The sequence below is a fragment of the Thermaurantiacus tibetensis genome (assembly GCF_015354055.1).
Lineage (GTDB): Bacteria > Pseudomonadota > Alphaproteobacteria > Sphingomonadales > Sphingomonadaceae > Thermaurantiacus > Thermaurantiacus tibetensis.
Genome location: NZ_JACHTM010000001.1, coordinates 843,127 through 855,885, shown reverse-complemented (window position 1 = coordinate 855,885; position 12,759 = coordinate 843,127). Strand labels below are relative to the sequence as shown.

General features: G+C 73.0%; 4 protein-coding genes and 1 pseudogene. 4 read left to right on the top strand and 1 reads right to left on the bottom strand.

Annotated elements, in window-relative coordinates:
* Window positions 1-3: 3 nt before the first annotated feature.
* Both H3H34_RS14225 and H3H34_RS04265 read left to right on the top strand, forming a co-directional pair.
* Complete coding sequence (locus tag H3H34_RS14225; protein ID WP_207790732.1) at window positions 4-390, top strand: hypothetical protein; 387 nt, start codon at window positions 4-6, stop codon at window positions 388-390.
* Window positions 391-405: 15 nt separating this feature from the next.
* A pseudogene (locus H3H34_RS04265) lies at window positions 406-1,836 on the top strand (V-type ATP synthase subunit A); the annotation flags it as partial.
* Here the strand turns inward: H3H34_RS04265 and H3H34_RS04260 are convergent.
* Complete coding sequence (locus H3H34_RS04260) at window positions 1,725-2,810, bottom strand: 2-hydroxyacid dehydrogenase (RefSeq protein WP_194743963.1); 1,086 nt, start codon at window positions 2,808-2,810, stop codon at window positions 1,725-1,727. The pseudogene H3H34_RS04265 and the gene H3H34_RS04260 sit on opposite strands and share 112 nt — an antisense overlap.
* Before the next feature lie 434 nt (window positions 2,811-3,244).
* Between H3H34_RS04260 and H3H34_RS04255 the strand changes: the two genes are divergently transcribed.
* Together H3H34_RS04255 and H3H34_RS13960 are read left to right on the top strand one after the other, a co-directional pair.
* On the top strand, window positions 3,245-4,264 hold the full coding sequence (locus H3H34_RS04255; protein WP_194743962.1) for a universal stress protein: 1,020 nt from the start codon (window positions 3,245-3,247) through the stop codon (window positions 4,262-4,264).
* Window positions 4,261-12,747 carry a GH36-type glycosyl hydrolase domain-containing protein gene (locus H3H34_RS13960; protein WP_194743961.1) on the top strand — a complete coding sequence of 2,829 codons (8,487 nt, stop codon included), beginning with the start codon at window positions 4,261-4,263 and terminating at the stop codon, window positions 12,745-12,747. The genes H3H34_RS04255 and H3H34_RS13960 overlap by 4 nt, the downstream gene beginning before the upstream one ends.
* The last annotated feature ends 12 nt before the right edge of the window (window positions 12,748-12,759 follow it).

Below are 12,759 nucleotides of genomic sequence, written 5' to 3'. Positions count from 1 at the left end.
GCGATGAGCGGTCGCGCCAGGATCGTCGCGGTGCAGGATGGAGTCGTGACCGTCGCGGCCGAGGCGGGCGCCCGGCTGGTGCGGAACCAGGCCGCGCGCATCCTGCCCGCCCGGCCCGGTCCCGATGGGCGGCAGGAACGGCTGATGGCCGAGGTGCTGCGCATCCGCGGCCGCGAGGCCGACCTCCAGGTCTTCGAAAGCACCGCCGGCGTCGCCGTCGGCGATGTCGTGGAGCTTGGCGATCGGCCACTGTCGGCCCGGCTCGGCCCGGGGCTGCTCGGCGGCCTGTTCGACGGCCTCCAGCGCCCGCTCGAGGCGCTCGCGGCTTGCCACGGCACCTTCCTTCCGCGCGGCGCCGAGGTGCCCCCGCTCGACCCGGCCGCGCGCTAGGCCTTTGCGCCGGCGCGCCGCAGCGGCGAGCCCGTGCGGGCTGGAGACGTGCTGGGGGTCGTGGAAGAGCGGCGCATCCGCCACCGGATCATGGCCCCGTTCGACCTTCAGGGTACCTGGAGGCTGCTCTGGATCGAGGCGGGGCCGGCAACCGTCGAGGACGTCTTGGCCGAGCTTGCAGGCCCCGGCGGCGAGCGCCTGGCCATCAGGCTCGCGCAGGACTGGCCGGTCCGCCGCCGCCTGCCCGAGGCCCTGCTGGCACAGGGGCTTGCCACGCGCCTTGCACCTTCCGGGCCGATCGTGACGACCATCCGCATCATCGACACGCTCTTTCCCGTGGCGCGCGGCGGAACGGCCGCCATTCCCGGGCCCTTCGGTGCGGGCAAGACCGTGCTGCAGGGGCTGCTCGCCCGCTACAGCGACGTCGACGTGGTGGTCTATGTCGCCTGCGGCGAACGTGCGGGCGAAGTGGTGGAGACCATCCGCGACTTCCAGCGGATGGAGGATCCGCGCCGGGGCGGAGCGCTCCTCGACCGGACCGTCATCGTCTGCAACACGTCCTCGATGCCCGTCGCGGCCCGCGAGGCGTCGATCTACACCGGCGTGACCATCGGCGAATATTACCGGCAGATGGGGCTCGACGTGCTGCTCATTGCCGACTCCACCTCGCGCTGGGCCCAGGCGCTCAGGGAAACCTCGGGGCGGCTCGAGGAGATCCCAGGCGAGGAGGGCTACCCGGCCTATCTCGACTCGACCATCCGCGCCTTCTACGACCGCAGCGGCCGCATCCGCGCTGCGGACGGCGCCGTCGGCTCGCTCACCATCATTGGCGCGGTGAGCCCTGCCGGCGGCGACTTCGACGAGCCCGTCACGCGCTCCACGCTGGCGGCGGTCAAGACCTTCCTCGGCCTCTCCGCCGAGCGGGCCTACCGGCGGGCCTATCCCGCGATCGACCCGCTCATCTCCTGGTCGCGCTCCGCCGGGGCCCTTGCCGCCCGCGCCGAAGACCCGGCCGACCGGGCGCGCGCGGACCAGGCCGCCGCCATCCGGGCGCTGCTGCGCCGCGGGGAGGAGGTTGCCCAGACCCTGCGCGTGACGGGCGAAGACGGGATCGCGCTTCAGGACCTCGTGCTTCTCGAGAAGGCGCGGTTCGTCGACTCGGTGTTCCTCCAGCAGGATGCCTTCGACCCCGTGGACGTCTCCGCGCCGCCTGCGCGCCAGCAGGCGCTCCTTGCACTCGTGATGCAGGTGGTCGAGCGGCCGCTTGCGCTTGCCAGCCGCGACGCCGTGCGGCGGCTGTTCCAGGAGCTGACCCGGCTCGGGCGGAACCTCAACTATGCGGCAGATGGCTCGCCCGAACGGGCGCGGCTCGCGTCCGAACTCCTCGCCGCGCTCGATGCGGCGTCGTCCCCCGCTCCGGCCAGCCGTTCCACCGAGACCTCGTGAACCGGCGCGCCCGTGGCCTCGTAACGGTCGAGGTTGGCGATGGTCGTTTCGGCAATCACGGAAAGCGCTTCGCGCGTGAAGAAGCCCTGGTGGCCGGTGATGAGGACGTTGGGAAAGGTGAGGAGGCGCGCGAAGACGTCGTCGGTGATCACCTGGTCGGAAAGGTCCCGGAAGAAGAGGTGGCTCTCCTCCTCGTAGACGTCGAGGCCGAGGCTGCCGATCCGCCCGCTCTTGAGGGCGGCAATCACGGCGCGCGTGTCGATGACCGCGCCGCGGCTGGTGTTGATGAGCATGACCCCAGGCTTCATGCGGGCAAGTGCCGCGGCGTCCACGAGGTGGTGCGTCTCGGGTGTCAGCGGGCAGTGGAGCGTGACGATGTCTGCCTGCGCGGCGAGGTCCTCGAACGGGAGGTAGGTCACCCCCGCGGCAACGAGCTCGGCATTGGGCAAGGGGTCCGTCGCAAGGACGCGGCAGCCGAAGCCGAGGAGGATGCGTGCCACGGCCCGGCCAATGGCGCCGGTGCCGACGACGCCCACGGTCTTGCCCGCCATGTCGAAGCCGAGCAGGCCATCGAGCGCGAAATTGCCTTCCCGCACTCGACCATAGGCCCGGCAGAGGTGCCGGTTGAGCGCGAGCATGAGCGCGATGGCGTGCTCGGCAACGGCCGCGGGGCTGTAGGCCGGCACCCGGCCGACGCGGATGCCCGTCTCCCGCGCGGCGGCAAGATCCACCTGGTTGAAGCCGGTGCAGCGCAGCGCGACGAGGCCCACGCCGAGCCCAGCCAACTGGCGCAGCACCTCGGCATCGAGCCGGTCGTTCACGAACGCCACGACCGCGCGCGAACCGGCGGCGAGTCGCGCCGTGTCGCAATCGAGCCGGGCCTCAAGATAGCGGAGCCGGTGGCGCCCGCCCACATTCGCGGCGTCGAGGAACTGGCGGTCGTAGGTGCGGCTGCTGAAGACCGTGGCGTCCATCCGTTCCGCCCCCTCTCTTCGTCCTGGCGGCAATCTGTCACAGGCCTGTCACGGTTGCATGACATGCGGATTTCAGGGTGGGAAGCAAGCCGGGGAAGGATGGGCCAGGGTGCGCAAGGCGTGCAAGGCGCCGGGAGCCGGACACCGGGTCGGTCCGGCCGGGCCGCGGCAGTGACTTGCGATGCTTGACGCTTCCTGTCACCTTCTGGAATTGTTACACCACCCCCGGTCTGATACCGGTTTGCTGCGGGTTCGCACCATGCCCGACGTTGCGATGACCGTGCTTCCGTCAGCGACCCTCGCGCCAGAGGTGACCTCTTGGCGCGGGCTCTCGGGCTGAGCAGGTGATGGCGGGCGCCCCCTTCCGCTCGGCCGTTCGCCCGGGGCCAGGCGCGCGGGAGGCGGCCGCGCCGCGTCCGCGGCCGGCTGGGCGCATGGCCGGCCCGGGACCACACGAGGTGGAGGCCTCCGAGCGCGACGTTCCGGAAGGTGCCGTGCTGGCCTGCATCGAGCGCCCGTCGGAAGGCCTGGTGCTCCTGCAGCATGGGCAGGCGCTGGCGCGGGCGCTGGACGCACCCCTCGTCCTCCTCCAGGTGCTCGACCCGGGTGTCGCCCTCTCCCGCCCCGCCGATCCGCTGGCGTCGGCGGTGCGGCGCAGGGAGGCGCGGCTCGCGCTCGACCGGCTTGCGGCAAGCGGCCGGGGGGCAGGAGACGCCGAGGCTCCGCCGCTTGCCCTCGTTGTCGAGGGCAATCCGGCACGCGAGATCTGCCGCATCGCCCATGACCGCCGCAGCCGGGTGATCGTCCTCGCCCGGCACCGAGGTCCTGCCGCCGCCGGCCTCCTGGGCTCGACGGCGCGCGAAGTGCTCGACCATCCCGAGACGAGCCTCCTGCTGCTCCCCCCCGAGCCGGTGCAGCCCTTCTCCCGGGGGCGCTCGCCCCTGATTGCCGTGCCGCTCGACGGCTCCGAGTGGGCGGAGAGCGCGCTGCCGACGGCCGCCGCGATTGCGCGCCGGGAGGGTGCCGAGATCCGGCTTCTCCATGTTCTCGAGCCGCTGCGGTTCAACGGCAAGTTCCCGCCCGAGCTGTGCGACCTCGCCCTGCGCCGCCAGCTTGCCGAGCGCGCCACGGCCCTTGCCGAGCGCCACCTCGAGCATGTGCGCCGCATGCTCGCGGCGCAGGGTGTGGCAGTTTCCACCCGCATTCTCGACGGCGATGACCCGCGGACCGCGCTTCTCTCCTGCTTCGACCGCGACCCGGTCGATCTGATGGTGCTGTCGGCCCGCGGCCACAGCCGCAGCCAGCTGGCCGACCTGCCGCTCGGCGGTGTCGCGAGCTATCTTGCCGCGCGCGCGGCCGTGCCGCTTCTGATCGTCGTTGCGGAAGGCGCCGGCTGCGTCGCCTCGCGTGCGCCTCCGGAAAGTCCGCCAGGGTCCCAGCGGCTTCCTGCGTGAACGCGGCGGACGTTCCCGAACACGGTCCGGCGCTCGATGCGGCTGCGGCAGCGACGGCAGCGGCGCATCGCGGCCGACTCCTTGCCGCGCGGGCTCCGCGCCCGGCGTGGCTTGCGCCCGGTGCCGGGGAGACCTTTCTCGACGCCGCCGCCCGTGCCGCCCGAAGCCCTGGCGGAGACGCGACAGCAGCGGCCGCCTGGCTTCTTGACAACCTCTATGTCGCGCGTCGCGTCGTCGCGGGCCTCCGAACCGACCTTTCGCGCGCCTTCCGCAGCCAGCTTCCCTGCCTTCCGGCGGGCCTTGCGGCACCTGAGGGCGCCGGACCGCCCGTGCTCGGAGACGCGCCGGTTCCGCGCATCGTCGCAGTTGCCGAGGCTTTTCTGGCCGCCAGCGGGCTCCAGCTCTCGGCACCGCTGCTTGCGGGCTTTCTCGAGCGCTACCAGGCCGACGTCCCGCTCCGGACGGCCGAGCTCTGGGCGCTGCCGATTGCCCTGCGCCTCCGCCTCCTCGACCATCTGGCGCACGCGCTGCGGGCGCTGTTTCCCGGGCTGCCGTCCTCGCCCGCCCCCCTCTTTCCGGTGCCGGAGCAGCTCGGCGACCCGAACGAGGTGGTGGCGCGGAGCCTGACGGCGCTCGCGGTTGCCGCCCGGCTCTCGTGGCAGGATCTGTTCGAGGCGCTGAGCCCCGTGGAGCGGGTGCTCGCCGAGGACCCGGCGGGGGTTCATGCGCGCATGACGTTCGACAGCCGCGACCGCTACCGGCGTGCCGTCGAGGAGATCGCGGTCTGGTCGGGACGCGAGGAGCCGGACGTGGCCCGCGCAGCGATCGTCCATGCCCGCGCTGCACCCGCCGGCGCTGTCGAGGGCCATGTCGGGCACTGGCTGACCGGCGCAGGCCGGCGCGCGCTCGAGGCCGAGCTCGGGGCGCGGCCGCCGCTTCGCATCCGGGTGGCGCGGTGGTTCGCTGACCGGGCCCTCCCTGCGTATCTCGCCGCGCTCGCGGCTGCGATGCTCCTGGCGCTGTCCCCGCCGGCGCTCCTGCTCGCCATGCACGGGGCCACCCCGTGGCAATGGGTGGTTGGGCTTCTCCTTGCGCTGCTTCCGGCGACCATGGTGGCAACCGCGCTCGTCAACTGGGCGGTGACCCAGGTCGTCCCTCCGCGCACCCTGCCGCGGCTCGCCCTGCGCGACGGGCTGCCTGAGGGCTCCGAGACGGCCATCCTCGTGCCCGCCCTGGTGCGCGACCCCCGGGATGCCGTGCGCCTCGCCGAGCGGCTCGAGCAGCACTTCCTGGCCTCGCGGGACCCGCGTTTCGCCTTCGTACTGCTTTCCGACCTGCCGGATGCGCCGACACCCGAAATGCCCGACGACGCGGCGATCGAGGCAGCCCTCGTAGCCGCTGTCGAGGAGCTGAACCGCCGCCATGCCGGGCGCGACGGCGTTGGCCCCTTCCACCTCCTCCACCGCCGGCGGAGCTGGTGCGAGACGCAGCAGGCATGGCTGGGGTGGGAGCGCAAGCGCGGCAAGATCGAGGCATTCAACCGGCTGGTCCTTGACGGCGCGGTCGAACCGTTCCCGTTGCGGGTCGGTGCGACCGACCGGCTCCGGCGCTGCCGGATGGCGCTCACCCTCGATGCCGACACGCGCCTTGCGCCCGGTGCGGCCCTGCGCCTCGTCGGCACCATGATGCACCCGGTCAACCGGCCGCTGGTCGACCCCGGCACGGGCCGCGTCGTCCGCGGTCACGCGATCCTGCAGCCACGGGTGGAACCCCTGCCGGGGGTCGAGGGCCAGTCGCTCTACGGCCGGCTGCAGGCCGGTGATGCCACCATCGACGTCTATTCCCGCGCGGTGTCCGACGTCTACCAGGACCTGTTCGGAGCCGGCATCTTCGCCGGCAAGGGGCTCTACGACATCGCGGCCTTCGACGCCTGTCTTGCCGGCCGCGTGCCGCCAGGGCGGATCCTCTCTCACGATCTCTTCGAGGGCCTCCACGCACGGGCCGCGCTCGTGAGCGACGTTGTCGTCTTCGAGCAGTGGCCGGAGAGCCATGCCGAACAGGCCGCCCGCGTCCACCGCTGGATCCGCGGGGACTGGCAGCTCCTGCCCTGGCTGGCGCCTCGGGTGCCGCGCGCCGACGGCAGCCGGGTGCCCACCTCCTTCTCCCTGCTCGACCGGCTGAAGATCGCCGACAACCTGCGCCGCAGTCTCGTGCCGCCCTCGCTCGTCGCACTTGGGGTGGCAGGCTGGCTGTGGCTTCCGGGACCGCCGCTGGCGTGGACGGCGCTGGTCCTCCTCGCGCCCGGCCTTGCCATGCTGACGGACTTCCTGACCGGCCTTGCCCGCGGCCGGCTGCTTCTCAGCCTGCGGAGCCCGTGGCGGCCATTCGGGGAGAGCTTCGGCCGCTACCTCCTTGGCGTCACCTTCCTGCTCGACGAGGCGCGGATCGCCCTCGACGCCATCCTGCGCACCCTCGCCCGGCTGAAGAGTGGCCGGCGCCTTCTGGAATGGCGCACCGCCGACGAGGTCCGCAGCCGCACGGCCGCAGAGCCTCCGGCGCGCGCACAGCTTTCAGCCCTTCGCGCGAGCCTCGTGGCTGCGGTCGCGCTCGGGGGGCTTCTGGCGCTGCTGCGCCCCTCCGCGCTCGCCTCAGCCCTCCCTCTCCTCCTGCCGTGGCTTGCGGCCCCTGCCGTGGCTGCCCTCACCGCACGCCCCCGTGTCGTCGCGCGGCCGCGCCTCGAGGAGGGGGACGTCCGCTTTCTCCGCGAGGTCGCCCGGCGGACCTGGTATTTCTTCGAGGCGTTCGTCCGGCCCGAGCACAACTGGCTTCCGCCCGACAATTTCCACGAGGTTGGCCTCGAGGAGGAGGTGACGCGCACGTCGCCGACCAACATCGGCATGATGTTCCTCGCCTCGCTCGCAGCGGTTCGCTTCGGCCACCTCTCGCTGCCGGCGCTCGTCGAGCGGACGCGCCTCGCCCTCGAGGCCCTCGAGCGTCTCGAGCGGCATCGCGGCCATGTCCTCAACTGGATCGACATTCGCACGCTGAAGCCGCTCGAGCCGCGTTACGTCTCGACCGTCGACAGCGGCAATCTCGCCGTGAGCCTGGTCGCGCTTGCTGCCGGGCTTCGGGCGCTACGCGAGGAGCCCGTGGTGACCGCCGCGCGCTTCGACGGTCTCGTGGACCTGCTCTCGATCCTCGCCGGCAGCTGCGGGAAGATCGCAGACGCACGCGATGGCAGCGCGGCGCGCGCCGAGGCGGCTGCGGCGCGCGAGGCGCTTTTCAACCTCGCCGAAACGGTCGCCGAGGTGCGGAACGAGCCGCGGCGCTGGGCGGGCTTCGCCGAGCAGGTGCACGCGCAGCTCCTGCCCCGGATCGGCGAGTCGCTCGCCGAGGCAGTTGCCGGCTGGGCCGATGCCTCGCCCGAGGTGCTGGCCGACGTGGAGGCCTGGTACGAGCGCGCGACCGCCCACGTCGAGGAGCTCGCGCGGGATCTTGCGCTCTGGCCCGAGCCGGAGGCGCTTGCGGCAGGCCTCCCGCCGGAGCTTGGCGTGCCCGTGGCCGAGATCTTCGCCCGGGCCGGCGCGAGGACGCTCGCGGGGCGGGCCGCCTGCTTCGATGCGGCGGCGGCGCTGCTCGAGGACGCGGAAGGGCAGGGCGGTGCCGCCAAGGCCGGGCCGCTTGCCGCGCGGCTGCGCGCCGCTGCCGAGGCCGGGCGCGATCTCGATGTCCGGCTTGAAGCCCTTGCAGGGCGCGCGCGGGCGCTTGCGGCGGAAATGGACTTCGCCTTCCTCTACGACGAGTCCGCCCGCCTGTTCCGGATCGGCTACAATCTTTCCGTCGGCCAGCCCGACCGCAACGTCTACGATCTCCTCGCCTCCGAGGCCCGGCTCGCCAGCTACTTTGCGATCGCCAAGGGCGACGTGCCCGAGGAACACTGGGCGCAGCTTGGCCGCCCGGTGATCCGGTCCCGGGAGGGGCTCGTGCTCGCCTCCTGGCAGGGCTCGATGTTTGAGTATCTGATGCCGCGGCTCCTCCTGCGCCCCCCGCCCGAGTCACTTCTTGCCGGGGCGGAGCGGACCGCGGTCCGCGTCCAGATCGCGCACGGCCGGCGGCACGGCCTGCCCTGGGGGGTCTCGGAGTCCGGCTTTGCCGCCCGCGACGTCTCAGGCCACCATCACTACCAGGGGTTCGGCGTTCCGGGCCTCGGCATCCGCCGCGGCCTCGATGACGACCGGGTCGTCGCGCCCTATGCCACCCTCCTCGCCTTTCCGGTCCTGCCCGGCCCGGCCCTTGCCAACCTCCGCGCCCTCGCCGGCATGGGGCTCCTGCGCCGCTACGGATTTCTCGAAGCAGCCGACTTCACGCCAGGCCGCGTGCCGGTCGGCCAGCGGTTCCTGCCGGTCCGGGAGTACATGGCCCATCACCAGGGCATGGGGCTGGCAGCGCTCGCGAACGGCCTGTTCGACGACTGGCTGGTGACGCTCTTCACGAGCGATCCGGAGATGGCGGTGTTCGACCTTCTGCTTGCCGAGCGCACGCCCTGGAGCGCGCCCGCGGACCCGGGCGCAGTCGCCGAAGTCGCGGCTGCCGTCGAGGCGCCAGCGGAGCCGGGTTTTCCCTCCTGGGTGCCGGTCCCCGAGCCGGAGGTTTCACCGCTTCACATCTTCGGCAACGGCCGCATGCGCGTGCAGCTCGCCTCACGCGGGGGGCTCGCGCTGTTCCACGAGGGCGTGCTCATGGCCCGCACGCCCGGCATCGGGACCGGCGCGGAGCAGTTCCTGCCCTTCCTCCTCGTCGACCGGGTGCAGGGCGAAGCGTGGCGGCCCGGGGTCGGCAGCGCGCGGGCGGAGGAGTCGGACGCGTGGTCCCTCACGTGCACGCCTCACGGCGCCGTCATCCGCGATCGCGGCCTCGGCCTCGGCTTCGCGCTTGAGACGACCGTTGCTGCGAACGACGATCTCGAGTGCCTCCGAGTCGGGCTCACCAACGAGGAGCTGGTGCCGCGCGAGATCGATCTCGTGATGTTCCGCGAGCTCGTGATCGACGCGCCCGCCGACCATGCCCGGCATCCGGCCTTCAGCCGGATGTTCGTCGAGACGGACTGGCTCGCCGACCGCGAGGCACTGGTCGCAAGGCGCCGCGCCCGCCGCAGCGAGGAGAGCGAGCCGCTCCTCCTCATGCGGGTGATCGCCGACGATCCGGCGGTCCGCACCATCGGTCACGAAACCGACCGCGCGCGACTCTTCGGGCAAGGCGCGGACCCGTTCCTGCCGGCGTTCGGCCCGTTCTCGGGAACCACCGGCTTCACGCTCGATCCCGTTGCTGCGATCGCCGTGAAACTGCGCCTGCCGCCGAACGGCCATGTGGATCTCGCCGTGCTGACGGCTGTCGCCTCCACAAGGGCGGCGGCCGAGGCCGTTCTCGACCGCTACCAGACGCTCGCTGCCATCGACTGGGCGATCGACTCCGCCCGCAAGACGACCGCGCGCGAGCTCGCCCGGCTCGGTTTCCGGTCAGGCGACCCGGAGGCAATGCAGCAGCTCCTCTCCCGTGTGCTGCAGCCGCTGCGCCTCGCGGCCCCGCCGATGCTTCTCCCGAAGCCAGGACCCGGCCAGCCAGACCTCTGGGCCGGCGGGATTTCGGGGGATCACCCGCTGGTGGTGCTCCGCTGCGGCGACGGCAGGGGCCTGCCGCTGCTTCCCGTCATGCTCCGGCTATACCGGCGCTGGAGCGCGCTCGGCGTCACCGTGGACATTGTGCTCCTCCATGGCGGCGAACAGGGCTACAGCGAACCCGTGCGCGACCGGCTCCTCCAGCAGCTGCGCGCCGGTGGCGTGCTCGATCGCCTGGGCCATCGCGGAGGCATCCACATCGTCTCGAGCGAATTTGCCACACTGGCCGAGGCCGTGCTGGCCGCCGCAGTCCTCGTGCTGGACGCCGCCGAAGAGCGCCTCTCCGAGGCGCTGCCGCCGGTCCCGCGGGCGCCCGAGCTGCCGCCCTTCACCCCCCTGGGCGAGCCCGCCCCGGAGATGCCGCGGCCGCCGGAGGAGGAGCCGCCGCTCGTGCTTGCGAACGGCCACGGCGGCTTCCTCGCGCCATCGGGCGATTATATTATCAAGGGCATACCGCCGCCGGCCCCCTGGTCGAACGTGATCGCCAACGCCCGGTTCGGCACCCTCGTCGACCACCGCGGGCTGGGCTTCTCCTGGGCCGGCAACAGCGGCGAGTTCCGCCTGACCGCCTGGGTCCAGGACCCGGTGCTCGCGCCGGCGGGCGAGGCCCTCTACCTCCGCGACGAAGTGACGGCCGAGGTCTGGTCCCCCATTCCGGCGCCCGGCACCGGCTCGGTCTGCCACCGCCCTGGCGAGACGATCTTCGCCCGCGAGGACCACGGGCTTTCGCAGCAGCTCACGGTGGCGGTTGCACCCGAGGAGCCGGTCAAGATCCTGCGCCTGCGGCTTGCGAACCGGACCGAGAGCCCCCGCCGCCTCACGGCCACCTTCTTCGCCGACTGGCTTCTCGGGCCTGCCACGGCCGATGCCTCTCCCTGGCTCGAGGCGGCGTGGGATCCGGACTGTTCGGCCATCCTCGCCCGCAACCGGCGGATGCCCGACTTCGCCGAGGCCGTCGCGTTCGTGACCAGCGACCGCCCGCCGCATGGGCTCACGACCTCGCGCAGCGCCTTCCTCGGGCCGCGGGGAGACCGCGCCATGCCCGACGCGCTCCGGCGCTGGGGGCTGGCCACCGTGCTTGGCAACCGCGGCGGTGACTGCGCGGCGGCCTACCAGATCCACCTGGACCTCGGCCCCGGCGAGGAAGGGGAAGCGATCTTCCTGCTCGGCTGCGGGGACACGGTCGCAGAGGCGCAGGCGCTCGCCCGGGCCTGGAGAGCTTCGGACCATGCGCCCCGCGCGCTCGCGCGCGCCCGGGACGCCTGGGACCGGCTGCTTGCCGCGGTCGAGGTCCGCACGCCCGACCCGGCCTTCGACCTCATGGTCAATCGCTGGCTGCCGACCCAGGCGCTCGCGGCGCGCGTTCACGCCCGTGCAGGCCCCTCCCAGGCAAGCGGCGCCTTCGGCTTCCGTGACCAGCTCCAGGATGTCCTCGCACTCGCCTGGCACGACCCCAGCCTTGCCCGCCGCCACATTCTGGAGGCTGCGGCGCATCAGTTCACCGAGGGCGACGTGCTGCACTGGTGGCACCCGCCAGGAGGGCAGGGCGTGCGGACGCGCTGCTCGGATGACCTGCTCTGGCTGCCCTACGCGGCGGCAAGCTACGTCGAGATGACGGGAGATACGGGCATCCTTTCGGAGCCGGTGCCGTTTCTCGTGGGGTCCCCGCTCGCGGCGGGCGAGCGCGAACGCTACGGCACCTGGGCTGCCGGGCCATCGGCACCCCTTCTCGAGCATCTGGTGCGTGCGCTCGCGCGCGGCTGGCAGATCGGCCCCGACGGACTTCCGCTCATCGGCACCGGGGACTGGAATGACGGTCTCGACCGGGTGGGCGCGCGCGGCCGCGGCACGAGCGTCTGGCTCGGCTGGTTCCTCATCGCGACCGCCGACGCCTTCTGCCGGCTGGCGGAGCGGATCGATCGGCCCGACTTGGCCGCGCCCTGGCCGGCGCGGCGCGCGGCGCTCCGCCAGGCCCTCGAGAGCGCAGGCTGGGACGGGGCGTGGTATCTCCGCGCGATCGACGACGACGGCATCGCCTGGGGCTCGAGCCGGAGCGAGGCCTGCCGGATCGACCTCATCGCCCAGGCCTGGGCGGTTCTCTCCGGCGCGGCGGAGCCCGAGCGCGCCGCCCGGGCGATGGCAGCCGCCCGTGCCCAGCTCGCGCGCGACGACGACGATCTCGTGCTGCTGCTCACCCCGCCGTTCGGGCGTGGCCGGCGGGACCCGGGCTATATCGCCGCCTACCCGCCCGGAATCCGCGAGAACGGCGGGCAGTATTCCCACGCGGCTGCCTGGTTCGGCATGGCGCTTGCCCGCATGGGGGACGGGGCCGGCGCCAAGGCCGTGTTCGACCGGATCAACCCCATCGTTCGCAGCCGCAACCGCGAGGCAGCCGCGCGCTACCGGACCGAGCCCTACGCCTGCGCCGCGGACATCGGCGGGGTTGCCCCCCACCATGGCCGGGGCGGCTGGACCTGGTACACGGGCGCGGCCGGCTGGACCTTTCGCCTTGGGGTCGAATCGATCCTCGGCCTTCGCCTCGTCGAGGAGCGGCTTGCGATCGCCCCCTGCCTCCCCCCGGAATGGCCGGGCGCCGAGGCCGTGGTCCGCCGCGGGAGCGGAGCCATCCGCGTCGAGATCACGGGCGGCGGTTCAGGCCCGTGGGTGATCGAGGCGGAGGGCCGCCGGGTGGAGGGACCGGTCGCTTTTCCGGCGGAAGGAGAGCGGCGAGTCCACGTTCGTCGCGCCCGCGCGGAACCGGCGATCCCCCGGCCGGCGGCGCAGGCCGAGGAGGGGCTCGCGCGCTAAGCGGGGGCGGGG